A 25,771-nucleotide genomic window follows, 5' to 3' on the forward strand; every position below is an offset into this window, starting at 1 on the left:
CCGCGTACTGGACGTACTTGGCTTTCGCCCGGTGCGGCGAGAGCGCGTGCCAGGCGTCGCGGGGCAGACGGGAGTTTGACGACAGGCCCTAGGGGGTGGCACCGACAGCGGGCAGGTACGCGAGCCGGGAGGGCAGGCCGAGGTCGGAGGGGAGCAGCCCGCCGACCCAGCAGTCGCGCAGGGTGCCGCGGTGCTCCATGCCCGCCCGCTGGACGCCCTCGACCGTGAAACCGGCCTTCTCCGCCACCGCGCGGGAGGCGGTGTTGCCGATACCGGCCCGCCAGACCAGGCGGTCGCAGCCGAGCTCCGTGAAGGCCCAGCGGGCGAGGGCCAGCACCGCCTCGGGCGTGTAGCCCCGTCCCCGGTGGGCGGCGACGGCCCAGAACCCGATCTCGTACGCGTGGTCACCGCGCCGGTGCAGCCCCAGGGTCGCGACCAGGGGGCCCTCACGGCCCTCCGCTCCGAGCCGGGCGGCGAAGTTGTACTCGCTCCCCTCCTGCCACCGGGCGGGAGCGTTGCGCGTGACGTACTCGACGGCGTCCTTCTCCTCGTACGGCACGGGGACCGGGATCCAGCGCTGGATCTCCGGGTCCTGGCAGGCCGCGAGGGTCTCGGGGACGTCGGCGGGCACGTGCGGGCGCAGGACCAGCCGCTCGGTGGTCAGAGTGAGGGGTTCCATGAACGGATTGTGACGGCCCGGGGTAACCCGGGCGAGGGGTTTTCGCCCGCACCGGCACCCAACGGCTCCCCCGTACGTTCTCATTCCGGGCGCCCGTGCCCTGCGGACACGGCGGACCTCCCGGCGCGACCACGTCCTCGCTTACGATGGCCGTTGCGGTGGGGTCCACCTGCCGTGCCCGGCTACGTAAAGTGCCCAGGCCCGACCGGCAAGGAGACCAGCCTCAGTGTCCGTCCTCACCAAGCTCATGCGTGCAGGCGAAGGCAAGATCCTGCGCAAACTGCACCGCATCGCGGACCAGGTCAACTCCATCGAAGAGGACTTCGTCAACCTCTCCGACGCCGAGTTGCGGGCCCTCACGGACGAGTACAAGCAGCGCTACCAGGACGGCGAGAGCCTCGACGACCTGCTCCCCGAGGCCTTCGCGACGGTCCGCGAGGCCGCGAAGCGCGTCCTGGGCCAGCGGCACTACGACGTCCAGATCATGGGCGGCGCCGCGCTGCACCTGGGCTACGTCGCCGAGATGAAGACCGGTGAGGGCAAGACCCTCGTCGGCACCCTCCCCGCCTACCTGAACGCCCTGTCCGACAAGGGCGTCCACCTGATCACGGTCAACGACTACCTCGCCGAGCGCGACTCCGAGATGATGGGCCGGGTCCACAAGTTCCTCGGCCTCCAGGTCGGCTGCATCCTCGCGAACATGTCGCCCGCCCAGCGCCGCGAGCAGTACGCCTGCGACATCACGTACGGCACGAACAACGAGTTCGGCTTCGACTACCTGCGCGACAACATGGCCTGGTCGCAGGACGAGCTCGTCCAGCGCGGCCACAACTTCGCCGTGGTCGACGAGGTCGACTCGATCCTCGTCGACGAGGCCCGCACCCCGCTGATCATCTCCGGCCCGGCCGACCAGGCCACGAAGTGGTACGCGGACTTCGCGAAGCTGGTCACCCGCCTGACCAAGGGCGAGGCCGGCCAGCCGCTGAAGGGCATCGAGGAGACCGGCGACTACGAGGTCGACGAGAAGAAGCGCACGGTCGGCATCCACGAGGCCGGTGTCGCCAAGGTCGAGGACTGGCTCGGCATCGAGAACCTCTACGAGTCGGTGAACACCCCGCTCGTCGGCTACCTGAACAACGCCATCAAGGCGAAGGAACTGTTCAAGAAGGACAAGGACTACGTCGTCATCGACGGCGAGGTCATGATCGTCGACGAGCACACCGGCCGTATCCTCGCCGGCCGCCGCTACAACGAGGGCATGCACCAGGCGATCGAGGCGAAGGAGGGGGTGGACATCAAGGACGAGAACCAGACCCTCGCCACGATCACCCTCCAGAACTTCTTCCGCCTCTACTCGAAGCTGTCCGGTATGACCGGTACGGCCATGACCGAGGCCGCCGAGTTCCACCAGATCTACAAGCTCGGCGTCGTCCCGATCCCGACGAACCGCGCCATGCAGCGCAAGGACCAGGCCGACCTCATCTACCGCACCGAGGTCGCCAAGTTCGCCGCCGTCGTCGACGACATCGCGGAGAAGCACGAGAAGGGCCAGCCGATCCTCGTCGGCACGACGTCGGTCGAGAAGTCCGAGTACCTCTCCCAGCAGCTCTCCAAGCGCGGCATCCCGCACGAGGTGCTCAACGCCAAGCAGCACGAGCGCGAGGCCACGATCGTCGCCCAGGCCGGCCGCCGCGGCGCCGTCACCGTCGCCACGAACATGGCCGGCCGCGGTACCGACATCAAGCTCGGCGGCAACCCTGACGACCTCGCCGAGGCGGAGCTGCGCCAGCGCGGCCTCGACCCGGAGGAGCACATCGAGGAGTGGGCGCACGCCCTGCCCGACGCGCTCGCCAGGGCCGAGGCGGCCGTCAAGGCGGAGTTCGAGGAGGTCAAGGAGCTCGGCGGGCTGTACGTGCTGGGCACCGAGCGGCACGAGTCGCGCCGTATCGACAACCAGCTGCGCGGCCGCTCCGGCCGTCAGGGCGACCCGGGCGAGTCCCGCTTCTACCTGTCGCTGGGCGACGACCTGATGCGCCTGTTCAAGGCCCAGATGGTCGAGCGCGTCATGGCCATGGCCAACGTGCCGGACGACGTCCCGATCGAGAACAAGATGGTGACGCGCGCGATCGCGTCGGCCCAGTCGCAGGTCGAGACCCAGAACTTCGAGACGCGCAAGAACGTCCTGAAGTACGACGAGGTCCTCAACAGCCAGCGCGAGGTCATCTACGGCGAGCGCCGCCGCGTCCTGGAGGGCGAGGACCTGCACGAGCAGGTGCGCTTCTTCATGGACGACACCATCGACGCGTACATCGCCGCCGAGACGGTCGAGGGCTTCGCCGAGGAATGGGACCTGGACCGGCTGTGGGGCGCCTTCAAGCAGCTCTACCCGATCAAGGTGACGGTGGAGGAGCTGGAGGAGGCCGCCGGCGACCGCGCGGGCATCACGGCCGAGTTCATCGCGGAGTCCGTGAAGGACGACATCCACGAGCAGTACGGGGCCCGCGAGGCGGCCCTCGGCGCGGACGTCATGCGTGAGCTGGAGCGGCGCGTGGTCCTGTCCGTGCTGGACCGCAAGTGGCGCGAGCACCTCTACGAGATGGACTACCTCCAGGAGGGCATCGGCCTGCGCGCGATGGCCCAGAAGGACCCGCTGGTCGAGTACCAGCGCGAGGGCTTCGACATGTTCAACGCCATGATGGAGGGCATCAAGGAGGAGTCCGTCGGCTACCTGTTCAACCTGGAGGTCCAGGTCGAGCAGCAGGTCGAGGAGGTCCCGGTGCAGGCCTCGGCGGCCCCGTCGCTGACGAAGGACCCGGTGCCGTCGGCGCGCCCGGAGATCCGCGCCAAGGGCCTGGACGCCCCGCAGCGCCCGGACCGCCTGCACTTCTCCGCCCCGACGGTGGACGGCGAGGGCGGCGTGGTCGAGGGCGACTTCGACGACGCCAACGGCGGCGGCGACGGCCTGACGCGGGCGGAGCGCCGCAAGGCGCAGAAGGCCACGGGTGGGCGGCGCCGCAAGAAGTAACCCGCGCCTCCATCGCACCGGCCGTCTCCGGACACCCTCAGGGTGTCGGGGGGCGGCCGGTTCGGGTTTACGGGGGGACCCCCAGCCCTCCCTGAGACCGCTGAGTGGGCCCCGCCCACCCCCGACCTCGCCCGGCCGGACTCCGCCCTCAGCCCGTCCACCCGCACCCGGGAGGCGGCTTCGTGTGTACGCAGTGTGATCGGGGTGGGGGAGGGGGCAGGGGGGTGGCGGTGGGGCCGGGAGGGTGAGGTGGGCGTACCCCTTCGGGCTTAGTCGGGTGGGGGTGTGGGCGTCTACCCAGGGCCTCTGTGGGGGGTTTCGGGGGCGTGGGGGCGGGGGTCCGGCGCTCGGATAGGTGAACCTCGGCGTGGGGGTTCGTGGGCGTTCGTGGGGGGCGCGTCGGCGGTTGCGGAGCGTGTTCGGGGGGTCGTAGAAAACCCGCATCGAGTTACCGCCTGGTACCGCCGGGCTCGGTCTGATCGGGGGAACGCCATGGACACCACCGCGCGCGGGATCGTCGGCGGTGAGGGCAGTCGCAGCAGGGCCGGCGGGGCCGGTCGGGCCCGGCCCGCCGGGCGCCGGGACCAGCGGCGGCCGGGGGGCGGGCCCGGCCCGGCGGCGGGGCCGGTGCCGCTCGGGGGCGGGAGCGTTCCGGCGCAGGTCGGGAGGCCGGGAGCCGGGAGGCCGGGGGCTGGGAGCGTCCCGCCGCAGGTCGGGACCGTTCCGGTACAGGTTGGGCGGCCGCCGGCCGGGAGTGCTTCGGCGCAGGGGCGGGTGGGGCGGCGGGTGGGGCCGCATGACTGGTTCGCGCAGCGGATCCTCGCCGTCGTCAGTGGGCAGCGGCCCGTGCATTCGCTGCTCGGGCTGACCGTCGGGGAGGCGTACGACCAGTTGGTCGCGCTCGCGCCCAGCGGGCCGCTGCGCGACCGGTTGCGGCCCGTGCTGCGGCACTGCGGGCGGTTCCACCCGGGGCCCGGGGTGATCGAGGCCTTCGCGCGGATCGCGGCCGGGGAGCGGGTCTCCGCGATGGCGTTCCGGCTGGAGCAGGGGGCCGATCTGCGGTGGCGGTGCGCGGCCGTGGAGATCCGGGGGCCCCGGCTCTGGGGGAGTCCGCCCGGTGCGGTCGTATCCTGAGGGGGTTTTCCGACTACCGAAAGCAGCCGGCCATGCGCGTGTACGTCCCCCTGACTCTCCCCGGGCTCGCCGAGGCGCACAAGGCCGGCGAGCTGGGGCCCGCCCCGCTCCGGGCGTACGCCGTGACCCCCGGGCTGCGGGAGTGGTACGTCTCCGACGACATCGAGGAGCTGGAGTACGCGGCCCTGGGCCGCGCCGCCGCCGCCTCGCTGCGGATGCTGGCCGAGGACGCCGCCGCCCCGCGCAAGCGGGTCGTCGTCGCCGTCGACGTGGAGGACAGGGCCGCCGTCGCGTCCCCGGGCGTGGACGAGGCCACCCTCGGGCAGGTGACGCTGGGCGCCGCCGTGCGGCTCACCGTGGCCGCCGCCGTGCACGTGGACGCCGCGGACGCCGAGGAGGACGTCACGGCCGCCGCAGGGGCCCTCGCTGCCGCCGACGCCGGGGACGACGACGCGCGGTTCGTCGTCGACGGTGCCGAGGACCACGAGCTGCTGTGGTTCGGCGTGCAGGAGATCCCGGGGCTGCTGGGATGAGTGCCGAGATCCGGGTGAGCGCGGCTGGTGCCCACATCGTGTGGGACTGGAACGGGACCCTGCTGCACGACATCGACGCGGTCATGGTCGCCACCAACGCCTCCTTCGCGGAGCTCGGTTTTCCGCCGATCACCCTGGAGAGGTACCGCGAGCTGTACGTGGTGCCGGTGCCGAGGTTCTACGAGCGGCTGATGGGGCGGCTGCCCACCGAGGCCGAGTGGGCCGTCATGGACGAGGCCTTCCACCGCCACTACTGGGCGGCGGCCGCGGACTCCGGCCTCGCCGAGGGGGCGCGGGAGCTGCTGCGGGGCTGGCAGGAGGACGGGCTCACCCAGTCCCTGCTGTCGCTCGCACCCCACGAGAAGCTCGTGCCCCTGGTCCGCGAACACGGCATCGACGTGCACTTCCTCCGCGTCGACGGCCGTACCGGGCCCTCGCACACCTCCAAGGCGGGGCACCTCGTACGCCATATGGCGGCCATGGAGGCGGCCGGTGTGACGGCTTCCCGTACGGTCCTCGTCGGTGACGCCGTGGACGATGCGCTGGCCGCCGCCCACGTGGGCGCCCGCGCCGTCCTGTACACCGGCGGATCCCACAGCCGGACCAGTCTGCTGTCGGCCGGCGTGCCGGTCGTCGACAGCCTCGCGGAGGCCGTCGCCACCGCCCGTGAGCTGGCCGGATAGTCACCCCCGCACGCCGCGGCGGCCACGTCGCTGGCCAGAGTGTCCAGGTTTTGCCCCGGGATTTGTACAGATGCAGTGAATGACGACCTGGGGGTGGGGCGAGATAGCCTTGTACCCGTGATCAGCGCGATAGTCCTCGGGGGCACTGACGCCCCCGGCCCGCGCCCGGCGCACGTCCGTGCCCGGGCCTTCGCTGATCCTGGCCGCCGGGACCTGTCGATCACGGTCGAAGCGTTCCCGGGCGGCTCTCCCGACGACACGGCGTCGCGACCGGATCCGGACGATGGGCATTCCGTCCGGCGCTTTGTCATTCCTTCCTTCCCCTACGTCACGCAATGGCGCGCGACAGGAGCCAGAGGACATGCAGACCAAGCTGGACGAAGCAAAGGCCGAGCTGCTCGCGCGGGCGGCACGGGTAGCTGAGAACAGCCCGGCCGGGGGGCTACTTCCGACTGGGTCCGAGCAGGGGCAGCACCCCGGGCAGGGCGCGACGCTCGCGTACCTCCAGCGCTACTACCTGCACACGGCCCCCGAGGACCTCGCGGACCGCGACCCGGTCGACGTGTTCGGCGCGGCGCTCTCCCACTACCGGCTGGCCGAGAACCGCCCGCAGGGCACCGCGAACGTGCGCGTGCACACCCCCACGGTCGAGGAGAACGGCTGGACCTCCAGCCACTCGGTCGTCGAGGTCGTCACCGACGACATGCCGTTCCTCGTGGACTCGGTCACCAACGAGCTGTCCCGCCAGGGCCGCGGCATCCACGTCGTGATCCACCCGACGGTCGTCGTGCGCCGTGACGTCACCGGCAAGCTGATCGAGATCCTCGGCCCCGACTGCGACGCCCACGGCCCCAAGACCGCGCGCCCCCACGACTCCCTCGTCGAGTCCTGGATCCACGTCGAGATCGACCGCGAGACCGACAAGGCCGACCTCAAGCAGATCACCGGTGACCTGCTGCGCGTCCTGTCCGACGTCCGCGAGTCCGTCGAGGACTGGGAGAAGATGCGCGACGCGGCGCTGCGCATCGCCGACGAGCTGCCGAACGAGCCGAGCGCCCCCGACCTGCGCGAGTACGAGCAGGAGGAGGCCCGCGAGCTGCTGCGCTGGCTGGCCGACGACCACTTCACCTTCATCGGCTTCCGCGAGTACAACCTGGTCGACGGCGACGCCCTCGCGGCCGTCCCCGGCACCGGCCTGGGCATCCTGCGCTCCGACCCGGTCCACCAGGGCCAGGAGGACGCGCACCCCGTCTCGCCGTCCTTCAACCGGCTGCCGGCCGACGCCCGCGCCAAGGCCCGCGAGCACGAGCTGCTGGTGCTGACGAAGGCCAACAGCCGCGCGACCGTGCACCGCCCGTCGTACCTCGACTACGTCGGCGTGAAGAAGTTCGACGCCGAGGGCAACGTCGTCGGCGAGCGCCGCTTCCTCGGCCTGTTCTCCTCCGCCGCGTACACCGAGTCCGTGCGCCGCGTCCCGGTGATCCGCCGCAAGGTCGCCGAGGTGCTGGAGGGCGCCGGCTTCTCGCCGTCCAGCCACGACGGCCGCGACCTGCTCCAGATCCTGGAGACCTACCCGCGCGACGAGCTGTTCCAGACCCCGGTCGACAAGCTCCGCGAGATCGCCACCTCCGTCCTGTACCTCCAGGAACGCCGCCGGCTGCGGCTCTACCTGCGCCAGGACGAGTACGGCCGCTACTACTCGGCGCTCGTCTACCTGCCGCGCGACCGGTTCACCACCGGCGTCCGGCTGCGGCTGATGGACATCCTGAAGGAGGAGCTCGGCGGCACCAGCGTCGACTTCACCGCCTGGAACACCGAGTCGGTCCTCTCCCGCATCCACTTCGTCGTCCGCGTCCCGCAGGGCACCCAGCTGCCCGCGCTGACCGACGCCGACGTCGAGCGCGTCGAGACCCGCCTGGTCGAGGCCGCCCGCTCCTGGGCCGACGGCTTCGGCGAGGCGCTGACCGCCGAGCTGGGCGAGGAGCGCGCCGCCGAGCTGCTGCGCAAGTACAGCGGCTCCTTCCCCGAGGGCTACAAGGCCGACCACACGCCGCGCATGGCCGTGTCCGACCTGTGCCACCTGGAGCGGCTGTCCGCCAGCGACCGCGAGTTCGCGCTGTCGCTGTACGAGCCCGTCGGCGCGGGCCCGGGCGAGCGCCGGTTCAAGATCTACCGCGAGGGCGAGCAGGTCTCCCTGTCCGCCGTGCTGCCGGTCCTCCAGCGCCTGGGCGTCGAGGTCACCGACGAGCGCCCGTACGAGCTGCGCCGCAGCGACCGGGTGAGCGCCTGGATCTACGACTTCGGCCTGCGGATGCCGCTGTCCACCGGCAACGGTGACTCCTACCTCGGCGACGACGCCCGCGAGCGGTTCCAGGAGGCCTTCGCGGCCGTGTGGACCGGCGAGGCCGAGAACGACAACTTCAACACCCTCGTCCTGGGCGCCGGGCTCACCTGGCGGCAGGCCGTGGTCCTGCGCGCGTACGCCAAGTACATGCGCCAGGCCGGCTCCACCTTCAGCCAGGACTACATGGAGGACACCCTCCGCAACAACGTCCACACCACCCGGCTGCTGGTCTCCCTCTTCGAGGCTCGGATGTCGCCGGGCCGCCAGGCCGCCGGCACCGAGCTCGTCGACGCGATGCTGGAGGAGCTGGACGGGGCCCTGGACCAGGTCGCCTCGCTCGACGAGGACCGCATCCTGCGGGCGTTCCTGACGCTGATCAAGGCCACCCTGCGGACGAACTTCTTCCAGCCGAACGGCGCGGGCGAGCAGCACGCGTACGTGTCGATGAAGTTCGACCCGCAGGCCATCCCGGACCTGCCGGCCCCGCGCCCGGCCTTCGAGATCTGGGTGTACTCCCCGCGCGTCGAGGGCGTCCACCTGCGCTTCGGCAAGGTCGCCCGCGGCGGTCTGCGCTGGTCCGACCGGCGCGAGGACTTCCGTACGGAGATCCTCGGCCTGGTCAAGGCGCAGATGGTGAAGAACACCGTCATCGTCCCGGTCGGCGCCAAGGGCGGCTTCGTCGCGAAGAACCTGCCGGACCCGTCGGTGGACCGCGACGCGTGGCTCGCCGAGGGCATCGCGTCCTACAAGATCTTCATCTCGGCGCTGCTCGACATCACCGACAACATGGTCGCGGGCGAGGTCGTCCCGCCCAAGGCCGTGGTCCGCCACGACGGGGACGACACCTACCTGGTCGTCGCCGCCGACAAGGGCACCGCGACCTTCTCCGACATCGCCAACGGCGTCGCCGAGTCCTACGGCTTCTGGCTGGGCGACGCCTTCGCCTCGGGCGGCAGCGCCGGCTACGACCACAAGGGCATGGGCATCACGGCCCGCGGCGCCTGGGAGTCCGTCAAGCGGCACTTCCGCGAGCTGGGCCACGACACCCAGACCGAGGACTTCACGGTCGTCGGCGTCGGCGACATGTCCGGTGACGTCTTCGGCAACGGCATGCTGCTCTCCGAGCACATCCGCCTGGTCGCAGCCTTCGACCACCGGCACATCTTCATCGACCCGACCCCGGACGCGGCCACCTCGTACGCGGAGCGCCGGCGCCTGTTCGAGCTGCCGCGCTCCTCGTGGGCGGACTACGACAGCGCGCTGCTGTCGGCGGGCGGCGGCATCCACCCGCGCACCGCGAAGGCCATCCCGGTCAACGCGCAGATGCGGGCGGCCCTCGGCATCGAGGCGGGTGTCACCAAGATGACCCCGGCCGACCTGATGCAGGCCATCCTCAAGTCCCCGGTGGACCTGCTGTGGAACGGCGGCATCGGTACGTACGTCAAGGCGACGGCCGAGACGCACGCCGACGTCGGCGACAAGGCCAACGACGCCATCCGCGTCAACGGCGCCGACGTCCGCGCGCAGGTCATCGGCGAGGGCGGCAACCTGGGTCTGACCCAGCTGGGCCGGATCGAGTTCGCCCGCAGCGGCGCCGGCGGCGAGGGCGGCAAGGTCAACACCGACGCCATCGACAACAGCGCGGGCGTGGACACCTCCGACCACGAGGTGAACATCAAGATCCTGCTCAACGCGCTGGTCACCGAGGGCGACATGACGGTCAAGCAGCGCAACAAGCTGCTCGCCGAGATGACGGACGAGGTCGGCCACCTGGTCCTGCGCAACAACTACGCGCAGAACACGGCCCTGGCCAACGGCTCCGCGCAGGCGCCGAGCCTGCTGCACGCGCAGCAGCGCTTCATGCGCCGTCTGGGCCGTGACGGCCAGCTGGACCGCCAGCTGGAGTTCCTGCCCAACGACCGGCAGATCCGCGAGCTGCTGAACACCGGCCGCGGTCTGACGCAGCCGGAGCTGGCCGTCCTGTTCGCCTACACCAAGATCACGGTGGCGGACGAGCTGATCCACACCGAGCTCCCCGACGACCCGTACCTGCGCCGTCTGCTGCACGCCTACTTCCCGGGCGCGCTGGTGGCGAGGTTCCCCGAGCAGGTCGACGCGCACGCCCTGCGCCGGGAGATCATCACCACCCTGCTGGTGAACGACACCGTCAACACCGGTGGTTCGACCTTCCTGCACCGCCTGCGGGAGGAGACCGGGGCCTCGCTGGAGGAGATCGTCCGGGCGCAGCTGTCGGCGCGCGAGATCTTCGGCCTGGCCGAGGTGTGGGACGCCGTCGAGGCGCTCGACAACAAGGTCGCGGCCGGTGTCCAGACCCGGATCCGGCTGCACTCGCGGCGTCTGGTGGAGCGCGGTACGCGCTGGCTGCTGAACAACCGGCCGCAGCCGCTGCAGATCACCGAGACCGTCGAGCTGTTCGGCGAGCGGGTGGCGCGGGTCTGGGCGGAGCTGCCGAAGCTGGTGCGCGGCGCGGACCTGGAGTGGTACCAGTCGGTGATGGACGAGCTGACCGGCGAGGGCGTGCCCTCGGAGCTCGCGGCGAAGGTGGCCGGGTTCTCCTCGGCCTTCCCGACGCTGGACATCGTCGCGACCGCCGACCGGACGGGCGTGGACCCGCTGGCCGTGGCCGAGGCGTACTACGACCTCGCCGACCGGCTGGACATCACGCAGCTGATGGACCGGATCATCGAGCTGCCGCGTGCGGACCGCTGGCAGTCGATGGCCCGCGCGTCGATCCGCGAGGACCTGTTCGCGGCGCACGCGGCGCTGACCGCCGACGTGCTGTCGGTGGGCGACGCGGACGCGACTCCCGAGGAGCGCTTCAAGGCGTGGGAGGAGAAGAACGCGGCGCTGCTCGGCCGGGCGCGGACGACCCTGGAGGAGATCCGGGGCTCGGACGACTTCGACCTGGCGAACCTGTCGGTGGCGATGCGCACGATGCGTTCGCTGCTGCGGGTGCACGGCTGAGCGGGTAGCGGCTGACGGACGGAAACGGGCCGGGCCCGGAACCCCTTTCGAGGGGTTCCGGGCCCGGCCCGTTCGCGCTGCCGTCAGCCGCGGGTGAAGGCCTCGTAGGCGTCGCAGACCTCCTGGGAGGGGCCGTCCATGCGGATGACGCCCGACTCCAGCCAGATCGCCCGGTCGCAGGTCTCGCGGACGGTGCCGATGGAGTGGCTGACGAGGAAGACGGTGCCGGCGTGGGAGCGGAGTTCCTCGATGCGGGTCTGGCTGCGGCGCTGGAAGGCGGCGTCGCCGGTGGCGAGGGCCTCGTCGATCATCAGGACGTCGTGGTCCTTGGCGGCGGCGATGGAGAACCGCAGCCGGGCGCCCATGCCGGAGGAGTAGGTCCGCATGGGCAGGGAGATGAAGTCGCCCTTCTCGTTGATGCCGGAGAAGTCGACGATGTCCTGGTAGCGCTCGCGGATCTGCTGCTTGGTCATGCCCATCGCGAGGCCGCCGAGGACCACGTTCCGTTCGCCGGTGAGGTCGTTCATCAGGGCGGCGTTCACTCCGAGGAGGGAGGGCTGGCCGTGTGAGTAGACGGCGCCGCGGGCCACCGGCTGGAGGCCGGCGATGGCCTTGAGGAGGGTGGACTTGCCGGAGCCGTTGGTGCCGATGAGGCCGATGGCCTCGCCCTTGTAGGCGGTGAAGCTGACGCCGCGGACGGCGTGGACCTCGCGGACGCCGGGGGCGGGCCCCCGGGAGAAGATCCGGCTGAGGGCGGCGGTGGCGCCGCCCTTGCGGCCGCCGGCGTGCACCTTGTAGACGACGTGCACCTCGTCGGCGATGACGGTGGGGACGCGGGTGTCGGCGGCGCCGCCGGCGGTGGTGCGGGTGAGGGTGTCAGCCACGGCCGTACTCCTCCTCTGCCTTCCAGAAGTAGACGAATCCGCCGACGCCGGCGAGCAGGGCCCAGCCCGCCGCGATCAGCCAGACGTGGTGGGGGAGCTGCGAGGCCTTGAAGCTGTCGATCAGGGCGAAGCGCATCAGGTCGATGTAGACGGCCGCGGGGTTGAGCTTGAGCATCAGCGTGACCCAGTGCGGCAGGTGGTCCGAGCGCAGCATGGTGTCGATGGACCACATGACGCCCGAGGAGTACATCCAGGTGCGCAGGACGAACGGCATCAGCTGGCTGACGTCCGGGTTCTTGCTGCCGATGCGGGCCATGACCATGGCGCAGCCGGCGCAGAAGACGGCCATCAGGAAGAGGGCCGGGGCGGCGAGCAGCCAGGTCGGGGACGGCATCTGGCCGAAGGCCAGCAGCAGGATGACCAGGGCGCCCATGGTGACGAGCAGCTGCTGGAAGAGCTGGACGACGGCCGACAGGGGCAGGCTGGCGCGGGGGAAGTGCAGGGCGCGGACCAGGCCGAGGTTGCTGTGGACGGCGCGGGTGCCGGTGTTGATGGAGCTGCCGATGAAGTCCCAGACGAAGACGCCGGTGATCAGGAACGGCAGGTAGTCGGGTACGCCGTGGCTGGCGTGCATGACCATGCCGAAGATGAAGTAGTAGACGGCGGCGTTCAGCAGCGGGGTCATCAGGTGCCAGACCTGGCCGAGCTTGGCCGTGCTGTACGTGGCCTGCATGCGGGCGGTGGCGTACGCGATCACGAAGTGGCGCCGGGCCCACAGCTGTGCGACGTAGCTCGGCAGGGAGGGGCGGGCGCCGCTGAGGGTCAGGCCGTGGGCCGCCGCCAGTTCCGCCGCGGTGACGGGGGCCGCGGTGGCGGGGGGCGCGGTGGTCGCTCGGGTCACGGGCTTCGCTTTCGCCGGGGTCGGGGCGTCGCCGGGGGCGCCTGTGGGGGCCCGGACGGGGTCCGGGGCGGGGAGCGTACGACGGGACGGGTCCGTATCGTCGCTACGGCGAGGTTAGGGCCCTCAAGGTCGGAACGCAACCGTATCGTCGTGACGGGTTTGTGACGTCGTGCACGGCTATGCTCTGTCCATGACCAACGAGCCCGCCGCCGCCCCGACCGCCCTCGCCGCGCCCGCCTCCGCCCAGGCCCGCCGCGCCCCCGCCGGAGCGGCCGTCCTGCGCGAGGACGTCACGGAGGCGATCCGCGCGGCGGTGGTCGCGGAGCTGGCGGAGGCGGGCTTCGCCCGGATGTCCATCGAGGGCATCGCCCGGCGGGCCGGCGTCGGCAAGACGGCGGTCTACCGGCGCTGGAAGTCCAAGCTCCACCTGGTCCTCGACCTGATCGGGGCCTTCGCCGCCGACGGCCTGCCCGTCCCCGCCACCGGCTCCCTCTACGGGGACGTACGGGCGCTGCTGGAGGTGATGACGCACGTCCTGCGCCACCCCGTGGCCTCGGCCGTCATCCCCGACCTGCTGGTGGAGTCCGCGCGGAACCCGGAGATCGCCGACGCCGTGCGCGGGGCCCTGCTGGACGGCCAGCGCCGCCTCGCCGAGGGGATCGTCGCCGAGGCCGTCGCGCGCGGCGAGCTGGAGGACCAGTCCTCCCCCGAGCGGGCCCTGGACCTGGCGGTCGGCCCCCTGTACTGGCGGCAGGTCATCGTGGGCGACGCCGTACCGCCGGCCTACCTCGACGAGCTCGCCCGCTCGGTCGTGGCCGGGCTGAAGGCCGGCTGACCCCTCCGCCCGCCCTCTCCGCCCACCCGCCGATGTGATCCGGGCCACAACCTGTCACGGCGGGCGGGCCCCCGGTGTCCTGTGGTCGAACCCCTTGGAACCGGAGGAGAGACCATGAGCGGCAAGAGCACCGAAGTCCTCGTCATCGGCGGCGGCTACGCGGGCGTCATGGCGGCCAACCGCCTCACCCTGCGCGCCGGCGTCGCGGTGACGCTGGTCAACCCGCGCCCGGACTTCGTCCACCGCGTCCGCCTCCACCAGCTGGCCGGCGGCACCGACCCGGCGGTGGTGGAGTACCGCGAGGTGCTGGCCGAGGGCGTACGGCTGCTGGTCGACAGCGTGACCCGGATCGACGCGGCCGGCCGCGCCGTGGAGCTGGCCTCGGGCGCCACCGCCGGCTACGACTACCTCGTCTACGCCGTCGGCAGCGGCAGCGCCGACCCGAGCGTCCCCGGGGCCGCCGAGCACGCCTACCCGCTGGCCACCTTCGAGGAGGCGCGGCGGCTGCGCCCGGTCCTGGAGGCCGCGCCCGCGCAGGCCCCGGTGGTCGTGGTCGGCGGCGGCCCGACCGGCATCGAGACGGCCGCCGAGCTGGCCGAGGAGGGCCGGGCGGTGACCCTCGTGTGCGGCGGGGTCCTCGGCCCCTACCTCCACGCCCGCGGCCGGCGCTCGGTGGCCCGCCGGCTGGCGGCGCTCGGGGTGAGCGTGCTGGAGGGCCCCGGCGCACGGGTGACGGAGGTGACCGCCGACGCCGTGCGGCTGGCCGACGGCCGCGAGCTGCCCGCGGCGGTCACCGTCTGGAGCGCCGGCTTCGGCGTGCCGGACCTGGCCGCGCGCAGCGGGCTGCGCACCGACGCCCTGGGCCGCCTGCTGACCGACGAGACCCTGACCAGCGTGGACGACGAACGCATCGTGGCGGCGGGGGACTCGGCGGCCCCCTCGGACCTGCCGCCCCGGATGAGCTGCCAGGCCGCGATCCCCCTGGGCGCGCGGGCCGCGGACACCGTCCTCAGCCGGATCGCGGGGGAGCGGCCCGGGACCCTCGGCCAGCGCTTCGCGGGGCAGTGCATCAGCCTGGGCCGGCGCGACGGGATCTTCCAGTTCGCCACCAAGTCCGACGACGCCGTCCGGTTCCACGTCGACGGCCGCCTCGGCGCCAAGCTGAAGGAGCTCGTCTGCAACGGCATCCTCAAGCACCTGTCGGGCGAGGCCCGGGAGCCCGGCGGCTACAAGATGCACCAGGCCTCGGGGGCCACCCGCCACAAGCTCCTCGCGGCCGGGCGCACCGAGACGCCGGCGGCCGTCGAGCAGGCCGCCTGACCACGGGTTTCACGGCCGATCGGTCGGACGGGGCACTGGCGGGACGGCCCCCCGTACAAGATGATCTTGCGGCGGGCGCGCGTTCGAAGACATCCCCGGCCGGCCGGCCGTGAAAGAGAGGCACCGAGACATGAGCACCGAGAGCACCGAGAGCACCGCGAGAGCCGAGGGCACGGACCCGGCGACCGAGGTGTTCGTCGCCCACCGCAACCTGCTCTTCACCGTCGCCTACGAGATGATCGGATCGGCCGCCGACGCCGAGGACGTCCTCCAGGAGACCTGGCTGCGCTGGGTCGACGTCGACCTCAGCCAGATCCGCGAACAGCGCGCCTACCTGGTCCGGATCACCACCCGCCAGGCCCTCAACCGGCTGCGCAGCCTCCAGCGCCGCAAGGAGTCCTACGTCGGCCAGTGGCTGCCCGAGCCGCTGCTCACCACCCCCGACGTGGCCGAGGACGCCGAACTCGCCGAGAGCGTGTCGATGGCGATGATGCTCGTCCTCGAAACCCTCGCGCCCACCGAACGCGCCGTCTTCGTCCTGCGCGAGGTCTTCGACTTCGGCTACGAGGAGATCGCCGCCGCCGTCGACAAGACCCCCGCCGCCGTACGCCAGATCGCCCACCGGGCCCGCAAGCACGTCGACGCCCGCCGCCCGCGCCAGGCCGTCCCCCGCAGCGCCGCCTCGGCGGCGGTGGAGTCCTTCCTGCGCGCCATCGAGACCGGCGACCCGCAGACCCTCCTCGACGTCCTCGCCCCCGACGTGGTCCTGATCGGCGACGGCGGCGGCCTCAAGCAGGCCGCGCTGCGCCCCATCGGCGGCGCCGAGACGGTGGCCCGCTTCCTGTTCGGCGGGATCGGCAAGAACAAGCTCCCGCTCTCGCTGGCCCCCACCGTGGTCAACGGCGCTCCGGCGCTCGTCGCCCACCTGGGCGGCGAGCTCGACGGGATCATGACGATGCGGATCGAGAACGGCCTCGTCACCGGCCTCTACTACGTCCGCAACCCCGAGAAGCTGACCCGCGTCCTGTCCGAGACCCCGCTCACCCTGCGCTGACGGCCGCCGCCCCGCCGTCCTACGGCCACAGGCCCGCCGTCAGCGGCGTGCGGGCCCCGGCCGGGGACGCGGACGGGCTCGCGGGCGCCGCGGGAGCGGGGTGGCGGTCCTCCGGCGGGACCACGGCCGGCAGCGGCGTCTGCTGGCCCAGGAACACGCGGCGCACCACGCGCTCGGCCGCGAACCCGTCGTCGTGGGTGCAGAAGCGCGCGCGGAACGCGGCGCGCAGCTGCGCCGAGCGGGAGCCCTGCCAGTGCCCGGTGCTGAAGATGTCGACCAGCTCGTCCTCGGTCCGGGCGATCGCCCCGGGCGGGCAGGCCCGCAGGTCGAAGTAGGTGCCCCGGGCGGCCTCGTACGCCTCCCAGTCGTCCGCGTGGATCACGATCGGCCGGTCCAGGGAGGCGTAGTCGAACATCAGGGAGGAGTAGTCGGTGACCAGCGCGTCCGAGGCGAGACAGAGCTCCTCCACCGAGGGATGGCCGGAGACGTCCAGCAGCCTCGGGTGCGTCTCCGGGGAACGCCCGGTGCCCGCGTACGTGAGGTGGGTGCGGGCCAGGACCGTGAAGCGCGGGCCCAGGTCCCGCAGGACCCGTTCGAAGTCCAGGTGCTCGGGCCGGCTGCGCCGGTAGTCGCGGTGGGTGGGGGCGTACAGGATCGCGACGGTGCCCGGGGCGATCCCGAGGCGCTCGCGCAGGGCGAGGACCTCGGCCTGGGTGGCCCGGTGGAAGGGGTCGTTGCGCGGATAGCCGTATTCGAGGGTGGTGTAGGAGGCGGGCACGGCCTTCTCCCAGACCAGGGTGGAGTGCCGGTTCGCGGAGAGCAGGTAGTCCCACTGGTCGGCGCCGCGCAGCAGGCCCTCGAAGTCCGCGGTGGGGGTGGCCGCCGGCCGGTCCTGGAGGTCGAGGCCGACCCGCTTGAGGGGGGTGCCGTGCTGGGTCTGGAGCAGGACCTGGCCCGGCCGCTTGACCAGGCCCCGGTCGAAGTTGACGTTCGTCGTCAGGTACGCGGCCCGGGCCAGGGCCGTCCAGTACGCCGCCGACCCCGGCCTCAGCGGGGTCGTCTCGGGCGGCAGCGTCGCCGTGTGCCGGGGGTCGCAGATCCACGCCGTGCGCATGCGCGGGGCCAGTTCGCGCAGCTTGGCCTCGACGGCGGCCGGGTTGCAGGCGTAGCCGCCGTGCCAGTACGCGGAGAACACCGCGAGCTCGGGCCGCAGCGGCAGCAGCCGCTGGACCCGGTAGTGCAGGCGCAGGGCGCTCTCGCGCAGCCCCCGCCACAGGGCCGCACCCGCCCGCGCCGTGGCCAGCGCCGCCGCCCGGGCCGCCGAGGCCAGCCGGTAGGTGCGCCGGACCCCCAGCCGCATCAGCGTGTGCCGCAGCCGGTCGGTGCGGCTCAGCGACAGCGGCTGCGCCCCGGCACCGGCCGGGGTGCGGTAGCGGCGCAGCAGGGCCGAGGCGCGCGCGAAGAACTCGGCGCGGCCGGAGCGCGGGAGGCGGCGCGGGTCGGCGTACAGGGCGCAGAAGTGCTCGGCCATCCGCCGGTGCACCGCCGGGCGCCAGCGCTCCAGTTCGGGGCGGCCCGCCAGGTAGCCGAAGACCCGGTCGTACTGGTCGAAGACGTCGAGGTGGCGGCGGCTGGTGGTGGTCAGGATCGAGCCGGTGCGGCGCTGGCGGTAGTGCACGCAGACCCGGTCCAGGACGGCCACGGACTCGGCGGCCAGCAGCGCCGGATAGGTCCAGGGGGTGTCCTCGTAGAGGCCGGGCGGGAATTCGAGGCCCTCGCGCTCCACGTACTCGCGGCGGTACGCCTTGTTCCACACCACCATCAGCATGGAGAGCAGGGCCGGGCGGTCGGCGAGCCGGAAGCTGGCCGGGCCCTCCTCGGAGAGCCGGTGCGCCAGACGGTTGCGGACCAGCTCGCCGGTCCAGAAGGAACGGGCGTAGTCGTAGACGAGGACGTCGGGGGAGCCGGTGGCCTTGAGCCGGTCGGTGACGGCCTGGAGGGCGCCCGGGGCGAGGGTGTCGTCCCCGTCCAGGAAGATCAGGTAGTCGCCGGTGGCCCGGGCCAGGCCCGCGTTGCGGGCCGGGCCCAGGCCCAGGTTGTGCGCCAGGTGCACGGCGGTGACCCGGGGGTCCCGGGCCGCGTACTCGTCGATGATCGAGCCGCAGGCGTCGGGGGAGGCGTCGTCGACCGCGATCAGCTCCAGATCCGGGTACGACTGCGACAGGACCGACTCCAGGCTCTCCTGGAGGTACGCCTGAACCTTGTACGCGGGCACGATGACGCTGAACCGGGGCACGGCACATCCAGGGGTCGGCGCGGGCATATTGCCCTGGAACGCGCGCGCGGCGTTCGGGTTACGCACCCTGCGGCATTCGGGTTACCCAGCGTCAACACGCCACGTCAACGGCATGATCACGGCGGCTTTTCAGGCTATTTGACCGCCCCGGCCATCACCCCCGTGACGAACTGCCGCTGGAAGGCGAAGAAGACGACGAGCGGCACCGTCATCGACAGGAACGCGCCGGGCGCCAGCACGTCGATGTTGTTCCCGAACTGCCGCACCTGCTGCTGGAGCGCCACCGTCACCGGCGGGTGCGCCGAGTCGGCGAAGACCAGCGCCACCAGCATGTCGTTCCACACCCAAAGGAACTGGAAGATGCCGAGCGAGGCGATCGCCGGCCCGCCCAGCGGCAGCACCACCCGGGCGAACAGCCGCAGTTCGCCCGCCCCGTCGAGCCGCGCCGCCTCCAGCAGCTCGCGCGGGATCTCCGCGAAGAAGTTCCGCAGCAGGAACACCGCGAAGGGCAGCCCGAACGCCGTGTGGAACAGCACCACCCCCGCGGTCGTCTCGAACAGGCCGACGGCGCCGAACAGTTCGGAGACCGGGATCAACGCCACCTGCACGGGTACCACCAGCAGCCCCACCACGACCAGGAACAGCCAGTCCCGGCCCGGGAACTCCAGCCAGGCGAAGGCGTATCCGGCGAGCGCGCCCAGGGCCAGGACCAGCAGCGTCGCCGGAACGGCGATCGCGACCGTGCTCAGCAGGGAACCCGTGATCGTGTCGTTCGCCAGCAGGTGCGCGTAGTTGGACGCCGTCAGCCGCGAGGGCGCCGTCAGTGCCCGCCACCAGCCGCCCCGGTTCAGCTCGTCCGGGGACAGGAAGGAGGAGACCAGCAGGCCGAGGGTGGGCACCAGCCAGAACACCGCGGCCACCACCAGGAACACGCGCAGCAGCACACCGCCCGCGATACGCCGCACGACGCTCACCGCCCGGCCTCCTTCCGCATCCGCCGGATATTCAGCAGCATCACCGGCACCACCAGCACCAGCAGCAGGACCGCGATGGCACTGCCCAGCCCCTGGTCGGCGTCCGTACCGAACGACGTCCGGTACAGCTGGAGCGCCAGCACGTTCGCGTCGTCCTGCACCGCCCCCGGGGCGATCACGAAGACCAGGTCGAAGACCTTCATCACATTGATGACCAGGGTCACCAGCACCACCACCAGCACCGGAGCCAGCAGCGGCACCGTGATCCGCCGGAACACCTGCCACTCACCCGCCCCGTCGACCCGGGCCGCCTCCAGCAGCTCCCTCGGCACGGCCGCCAGCCCAGCCCCGATCAGCACCATCGCGAACCCGGCCCACATCCACACGTACGCACCGATCACCGCCGGAGTCACCAGCACCGGCCCCAGCCACTCCACCCCCGCGTACGCCTCCCGGAAGTTCGACGCCGGAAGCCGCAGCAGGGCGCCGTCCGCCGACGCCGGCAGGGTGAACGTGCCGTCCGCGCCGGCCGTTGCCGACGCCACCGTCCGGCCGCCGCGCACCGCCTCGACCCGCATCCCCGCCAGACCCGTCTCCGCCGGGTCGACCACGTTCACCGAGCCGCCCCCGCCCCGGGTGAAGTCCTGCCAGACCGTGCCCGTCACCTTCCCCGGCACCGCCCGCGCCCCCACCGCCGCCCGCGCCCCCTCCGGCAGGGCCTCCGGCGCCACCCCGACCAGCGGCAGCAGCACAGGCACCCCGGCCCGTACGGGCCCGCGCGTCACGAAGGCCCCGTCCCCGGCGGCCTCCAGCGGCGAGTCCCGGCCCGGACGGGCCTTCGGGAACGCCGAGGACGGGGCGAAGGCGTCGTGCACCCCGACCGCCACCGCGTTGGCCACGCCCCGGTGCGGATCGTGGTCGTACACCAGCCGGAAGATGATCCCCGCCGCCAGCATCGAGATCGCCATCGGCATGAACACCAGCAGCTTGAACGCCGTCCCCCAGCGCACCCGTTCCGTCAGCACCGCGAACAGCAGCCCCAGCGCCGTCGCCAGGGCCGGGGCCACCGCCACCCACACCGCCGTGTTGCGCAGCGCCGTGCGGATCGCCGGATCGCGCACGATCGCCTCGTAGTTGGCGGCGCCGACGAACGCGTCCCCGGAACGGTCGAAGAGACTGCGGTAGAGCGAGAACCCGATGGGCTCCACCACCAGCGCCCCCAGCAGGACCAGCGCCGGCAGCAGGAACGCCGCCGCGACCAGCCGCCGCCGCACGGCCGCCCGGCGGGCCGGCGAGCCCGGCCGGGCGGCCCGATTCCCCGCGGTCACCGCCCTAGTTCCCGTACGCCTTGGCCGCGTCCGCCTCCAGCCTCGCCTGCGTGCCCGCCACGTCCGACGGGTTCGCCAGGAAGTCCTGGAGCGCCTTCCACTCACCCGTCCCCGGCGTCGCGCCGAACGCCGCCGGCGCCTGGTCCGACATGTCGAAGCGGAAGTCGTCCCCCGCCGCGACCAGCGCCTTCGCGATGCCCCGCTGGATGTCGTTGGGATACGCGGCCAGGTCCACCGCCTTGTTCGGGGAGACGAAACCGCCCGCCCCCGCCTGGATCCGCGCCGCGTCCGCCGACGCCAGGAACGTCAGCAGGGCCTGCGCCCCCTTCGACGGCTTCAGCGCCACCGCCACGTCACCGCCCGAGACCACCGGCGCCTTCGCGCCGACCGCCGGGAAGGGGAAGACCAGCGCGTCCTCGCCGACCTTCGCCTCCGTCTGCGCGATGTTCACGCCCACGAAGTCACCCTCGAAGACCATCGCCGCCGCCGGCCGGTCACCCCCGGTGAACGTCTGCGTCACCGACTTCGGGAACTCCGTCGCGAGGGCCCCGCTGGTACCGCCCGCCAGGAAGTCCTTGCGGCCGAACAGCTGGCCGAGGGTGGTCAGCGCCTCCTTGACGCTGTCGTCCGTCCACTTGATCTCGTGCTTCGCCAGCCGGTCGTACTTCTCCGGACCCGCCTGCGACAGGTAGACGTTCTCGAACCAGTCCGTCAGCGTCCAGCCGTCCGCGCCCGCCACCGACACCGCCGGGGTACCCGAGGCCGAGAGGGTGTCCGCCGCGGCGAGGAGCTCCTTCCACGTCTTCGGCGGCTTGACCCCCGCCGCCGCGAAGGCCTTCGCGTTGTACCAGACCAGCGACTTGTTGGCCGCCTTGTAGTAGACGCCGTACTGGGTGCCGTCGACCGCGCCCAGCTGCCGCCAGCCCGGCGAGTAGTTCGCCTCCAGCTGCGCCCTCGCCTCCGGACCCGCGGGCTGCGCCCACTTGTTGCGCACCGCCGCGACCAGCGCCCCGACCTGCGGGAGCAGCGCCACGTCCGGGGGCTGACCGCCCGCGACCTTCGTACCGAGGAAGGTGACGATGGGGTCCTGGGCCGGGACGAAGGCCACCGTCGCGCCCGTCCGCTTCTCGAACTCCTTCAGCACCTTGGCGAAGTTGGCCTGCTCGGGGCCCGTCCAGACCGCCGAGACCTCCAGCTTCTCGCCGGGGAGCTTCGGTAACTCGACGGTGTGGGGCTGCTCCTGCCCGGCGGACGGGGTGCTGCCGGCGGCGCCGCCCCCGCCGCCGCTGCCACAGGCGGTCAGCGCGAGCGCGCCCGCCGCGACGAGGGCCGCCCAGGCCCGGGTCCTCGTGCCCGCTCTGCTCCGCGCTCTCGTGTGGCTCGATCCCTGCCGTCCGTACCGTCCGCGCATGGTGGCGCCCCCGATGCCGTGTGACCGTGGTGTGCTCCGTGCCACCAGGTCTACGCCGCGCCGCCCACCCCCGCAATACCGCCTCGCGGGGGAGCGGCGCGGTGTCAGGGGGCCGCCGGGAACAGCACCGGTGTGGCCGAGACCAGGTGTGAGGCCCGGTCGAGGGCGCTGGCCAGGAGGGCGAGGTCGGTCGGACCGTTGCCGAGCTCGCGCACCGGGCGGCGGGCCGGCGGGTCGCCCATCCGCTCCCACTCCACCGGGACCACGGTCGGCCTCAGGGTCGCGGTGCGCGGGATCCGGCCCGTGACCCGGCCCGCCTGGAACGGGACGGCCCGCCCGTCGGCGTACAGCAGCCGGCCGCGGCCGGGGCCCGGCCGGTCCGGGGCGTCCAGCTCCACCCGCAGCGCCGCCCGCCGGGCCGGCTCGGTCTCCGCGGTGCGGTCCGGGCGGGCGGTGGCGGTGACCAGGTGCACCCCGAGCCGGGCGCCCTCACGGGCCACGCCCTCCAGGATCCGTACGAGGGAACCCGCGGCGGGCCGGCCCGGGCTGCCCAGGGCCGGGGCGACCAGCGCGTCGAAGTCGTCCACCAGCAGCACCAGCCGGGGCAGCGGGCTGGGCCCGGCGGCCGGGTCGGTGCGCGGCGCGGAGGCCCGCAGCCGCAGGGTGCCGGTGCGCTGCGGGTCCAGGTCGCCGCGGTGCTCGCCCGGGCCCGGGTCGCGGGGCGAGACCATCCGGTCGGACAGGCCCCGCCGGCCGTGCCAGTCGGCGAACGGGACTCCGTCCAGCAGTTCGTGGCGGCGCTTGAGCTCGGTGGCCAGGGCCTGCGCGAACTCCCGCATCCGCAGCGGGTCCGAGGCCACGAGGTGCGCCGACACGTGCGGGAGCTCCGTGCAGGGCAGGAGGCCCTCGCCGCGCTCCCCGCCGGCCCCGTCGAGGAGGAGCAGGCCCAGGTGGTCGGGGCGGGACCCCGCCGCCAGGGAGGCCGCGAGGGAGCGCAGCAGCTCGGTGCGACCGCTGCCCGCCGGGCCCTCGATGAGCAGGTGCGGGCCCTCGTGGACCAGCTCCGCGCCGACCGGCCCGCGCCGGCCGGCCCCGAGGACGACGTCGGCCAGGCCGCCGACGGCCCGGCCCTGGTCGGTGGCGGCCGCCCAGCGGGCCATCAGGGAGGCCGGGGTGGCGCGGGCCAGCCCGAGCTCGTCGAGGAGCCGGGCGGTGGCGGGCAGGCTGGCGGCCGGGCGGTGGGCGCCGTGCAGCTGCGCCGGGGGCGCGTCCGCGCGCAGCGGGGCCAGGGCGCGGGCGAACCGCTCCGCCCAGGCGGCGGAGACCCCGTCCGCGACGGCGGTGCCGCCGGGCGGGACCGGCCGTCCGCCGCTGACCTCGAAGGTCCGTACGGCGGTGGCGACGTCCCCGCTGAGCAGGGCGACGGCTCCGCAGTCCCGGAAGGCCGGGGTGCCCGCGCAGGCGGTCTCGTACGTCTGGGCCACCGGGGAGGCCGGGGTGGCGGCCGGGGCCTCGGCGAGCGCGAGGACGTGGATGCCGGCGGCGGGGCCGTTCGACGCCAGCCGGCCGGTGAGCTCGCGCAGGGCGGCGCTGTCGGGGTCGCCGTCGAGGACGACGAGGGTGCGCGGGCCGTCGTAGGCGTCCGCCGCGCGGCGCACGGCCTCCGGGCCGGCGCTCGCCCAGCCGCTGCCGAGCGGACCGTCGTCCAGCCGCCGGGTCAGCTCGGCGACCCGGGCGGCCGCCTGGTCGCGGTCGTACGCGAGGAGCAGCCGGCAGTCCTGGCCGTGCGCGGGGCGTACGTGGGGCAGCCAGCCGAGCCAGGCCCAGTCGCGGCGGCGCTCCTGGAGCGGCCGGACGCGGTCGGCGGCCAGCAGCACGATCTCCAGGCGGGCGGGGGAGTGCAGTCCGGCGAGCTGCGCGACGACGGACCGGGCGACGCCCGTCAGCCGGGCCCGCGGCCCGGCGATCCCGAGGGACCCGGCCGCGCGCAGCCCGACCCGGTTCCCGGCACCGAGCCCCACCTCCAGGAACCCGGGGTGCCCGGGGCCCCGCGACCACAGCCGCCCGGTGGGCCCGAGCGCGGCGAGCAGCAGCACGGCGGGATCGTCGGCGTCGGGCGCGACGACGAGGGGCTCCGCCGCCTCGACGACCGCCTCCGCGCCCACCTCGTCCTCCTCCCCCCGCACCCACTTCCGGGCCCACGCCCCGATCCCGCCGAGCCGCCGCCGGGGGGCCTCGCCGGGGTCGGGGGCACCGGGACCGGCTCCGCCGGGCACGCCGGCTGCGGGGAGCCCCACACGGGCCCCGCCGAACGCGTCCGGCCGCGCGGGGGCGCCGGAGGCGGGGTGGGGCCCCGTGCCGTGCGCGGGTGTGGAGCCGGGACGGGCGGCCGCGTGGGGGCCGCCGGGGGCGCCCGGGTGGCCCGGGGAGCCGGGGGCCGGGTGCGTGCCCGTGCCGTGTGCGGGGGTGGAGCCGGGGGCGGTGGGCCACCCGGGGGCGGCGGGGTGTGACCCCGTACCCGAGGGGGCGCCGTAGGCGTCCGGGGTCCCGGGGCGGAGCCCCGCGACGGGGTCGGGGGCGGAGCCCCCCACGCGGCCGGGCCGCATATCGGTACCGGGGGAAGGGGCGGGGTGGGGGAAGGACCGCTCCCCGCCGGAGCCCCCGGCCGACCAGCCGGTATCCCCGTGAGAGCCGTCCGGCCGGCCCGTCCCGCCGTCCGAGGCACCCGCCGGGAGGGCGAGGTGGCCCTCCAGGTCCGGGGCGGTGGGGAGGCGGTCGGCCAGGCCGCGGGCCAGGCGGAGCGTCGATTCGCCGATCCGCAGCAGCGCGCCCGGCGCCAGCGGGACCGCCCGGACGCCGACGTCCGCGCCGTCCAGCGTCGTGCCGTTCGTCGAGCCGAGGTCGGCCACCGCCACCCGCCCGTCCGGCATCACGGTCACCGTGCAGTGCAGCCGCGACACGTCCGGGTCGTCCAGCGGGACGTCCGCGTCCGCCGAGCGCCCGATCCGCACCGATCCCGGGTGCAGCAGGTGCACGCCGCCCGCGTCGGGGCCCGACACCACGTGCAGCTGCGGGGCGCCGAGCCCGTCGTCGCCCGGCGCGTCCGCGTCGGGGGCCGGGACGTGCAGGGTCAGCACCGCCCCGTCGACCAGCGGGGGCTCGCCCAGCACCGTGCGCTGGAGGTCGAGCCGCCGCGACCCGGCGTACAGCACCACCGTGCCGCCGGTGTCGGGTCCGCCCACGGTCGCCGCGAGCCCGGAGGCGACCGCGGCCAGCGCGGTCCCGACGGGCGCGGTGACGAGCACGTCACAGCCAGCGGGCGCGGCGGCGGGCGGGGGGGCGCCGCCCGCCCCCAGGGCGGGCAGCCGGTTTTGCAACGCCGGCA

The 25,771-nt window shown here is 73.6% G+C and carries 16 protein-coding genes; 8 read left to right on the top strand and 8 right to left on the bottom strand.

Annotated features, from left to right (window positions below):
* Positions 1–88 precede the first annotated feature (88 nt).
* Positions 89–679, bottom strand: a complete 591-nt coding sequence (locus tag AB0O29_RS25120; RefSeq protein ID WP_365155109.1) for a GNAT family N-acetyltransferase — start codon at positions 677–679, stop codon at positions 89–91.
* Positions 680–905: 226 nt separating this feature from the next.
* On the opposite strand from AB0O29_RS25120, the gene secA reads away from it, so the two are divergent.
* The 5 genes from secA (at position 906) to AB0O29_RS25145 (ending at position 11,383) form a co-directional block, all read left to right on the top strand.
* Complete coding sequence (gene secA / locus AB0O29_RS25125) at positions 906–3,704, top strand: preprotein translocase subunit SecA (RefSeq protein WP_365155112.1); 2,799 nt, start codon at positions 906–908, stop codon at positions 3,702–3,704.
* 627 nt (positions 3,705–4,331) lie between these two features.
* Entirely contained in the window at positions 4,332–4,838 is a 507-nt protein-coding gene (locus tag AB0O29_RS25130; RefSeq protein ID WP_365155150.1) for an Rv3235 family protein, read from the top strand.
* A 32-nt stretch (positions 4,839–4,870) separates the two neighbouring features.
* Positions 4,871–5,371 (top strand): hypothetical protein, encoded by a 501-nt coding sequence (locus tag AB0O29_RS25135; protein ID WP_365155115.1) that lies wholly within the window; start codon positions 4,871–4,873, stop codon positions 5,369–5,371.
* The gene (locus AB0O29_RS25140) at positions 5,368–6,054 is read left to right on the top strand and encodes an HAD family hydrolase (RefSeq protein WP_365155118.1); all 687 of its coding nucleotides are present in this window, start codon (positions 5,368–5,370) and stop codon (positions 6,052–6,054) included. The genes AB0O29_RS25135 and AB0O29_RS25140 overlap by 4 nt, the downstream gene beginning before the upstream one ends.
* 361 nt (positions 6,055–6,415) lie before the next feature.
* Positions 6,416–11,383 (top strand): NAD-glutamate dehydrogenase, encoded by a 4,968-nt coding sequence (locus AB0O29_RS25145; RefSeq protein ID WP_365155121.1) that lies wholly within the window; start codon positions 6,416–6,418, stop codon positions 11,381–11,383.
* An 83-nt stretch (positions 11,384–11,466) separates the two neighbouring features.
* Here the strand turns inward: AB0O29_RS25145 and AB0O29_RS25150 are convergent, their stop codons facing one another.
* Positions 11,467–12,267, bottom strand: a complete 801-nt coding sequence (locus AB0O29_RS25150; RefSeq protein ID WP_365155124.1) for an ABC transporter ATP-binding protein — start codon at positions 12,265–12,267, stop codon at positions 11,467–11,469.
* On the bottom strand, positions 12,260–13,168 hold the full coding sequence (locus AB0O29_RS25155; protein ID WP_365155127.1) for an ABC transporter permease: 909 nt from the start codon (positions 13,166–13,168) through the stop codon (positions 12,260–12,262). The genes AB0O29_RS25150 and AB0O29_RS25155 overlap by 8 nt, the downstream gene beginning before the upstream one ends.
* A gap of 190 nt (positions 13,169–13,358) precedes the next feature.
* Between AB0O29_RS25155 and AB0O29_RS25160 the strand changes: the two genes are divergently transcribed.
* The 3 genes from AB0O29_RS25160 to AB0O29_RS25170 all read left to right on the top strand — a co-directional run bounded on the left by AB0O29_RS25160 (position 13,359) and on the right by AB0O29_RS25170 (position 16,377).
* On the top strand, positions 13,359–14,003 hold the full coding sequence (locus AB0O29_RS25160) for a TetR/AcrR family transcriptional regulator (RefSeq protein ID WP_365155130.1): 645 nt from the start codon (positions 13,359–13,361) through the stop codon (positions 14,001–14,003).
* A 114-nt stretch (positions 14,004–14,117) separates the two neighbouring features.
* A complete protein-coding gene (locus tag AB0O29_RS25165; protein ID WP_365155133.1) occupies positions 14,118–15,323 on the top strand; it encodes an FAD-dependent oxidoreductase in 1,206 nt (401 codons plus the stop codon).
* A gap of 130 nt (positions 15,324–15,453) precedes the next feature.
* Positions 15,454–16,377 (top strand): RNA polymerase sigma-70 factor, encoded by a 924-nt coding sequence (locus AB0O29_RS25170; protein ID WP_365155135.1) that lies wholly within the window; start codon positions 15,454–15,456, stop codon positions 16,375–16,377.
* Positions 16,378–16,396: 19 nt separating this feature from the next.
* On the opposite strand, the gene AB0O29_RS25175 is transcribed toward AB0O29_RS25170, so the two are convergent.
* From AB0O29_RS25175 to AB0O29_RS25195, 5 genes are all read right to left on the bottom strand, one after another.
* A complete protein-coding gene (locus tag AB0O29_RS25175; protein ID WP_365155138.1) occupies positions 16,397–18,673 on the bottom strand; it encodes a bifunctional glycosyltransferase family 2 protein/CDP-glycerol:glycerophosphate glycerophosphotransferase in 2,277 nt (758 codons plus the stop codon).
* Between the two features lie 134 nt (positions 18,674–18,807).
* A complete protein-coding gene (locus tag AB0O29_RS25180) occupies positions 18,808–19,647 on the bottom strand; it encodes a carbohydrate ABC transporter permease (protein ID WP_365155141.1) in 840 nt (279 codons plus the stop codon).
* Positions 19,644–20,975, bottom strand: a complete 1,332-nt coding sequence (locus AB0O29_RS25185; RefSeq protein WP_365155144.1) for a sugar ABC transporter permease — start codon at positions 20,973–20,975, stop codon at positions 19,644–19,646. The genes AB0O29_RS25180 and AB0O29_RS25185 overlap by 4 nt, the downstream gene beginning before the upstream one ends.
* A 4-nt stretch (positions 20,976–20,979) precedes the next feature.
* Positions 20,980–22,386, bottom strand: a complete 1,407-nt coding sequence (locus AB0O29_RS25190) for an ABC transporter substrate-binding protein (protein ID WP_365155147.1) — start codon at positions 22,384–22,386, stop codon at positions 20,980–20,982.
* Positions 22,387–22,490: 104 nt separating this feature from the next.
* Positions 22,491–25,763, bottom strand: a complete 3,273-nt coding sequence (locus AB0O29_RS25195; RefSeq protein WP_365155153.1) for an FtsK/SpoIIIE domain-containing protein — start codon at positions 25,761–25,763, stop codon at positions 22,491–22,493.
* Positions 25,764–25,771: the final 8 nt, after the last annotated feature.

The sequence above is a fragment of the Streptomyces sp. NPDC089915 genome, assembly GCF_040684675.1.
Classification (GTDB): domain Bacteria; phylum Actinomycetota; class Actinomycetes; order Streptomycetales; family Streptomycetaceae; genus Streptomyces.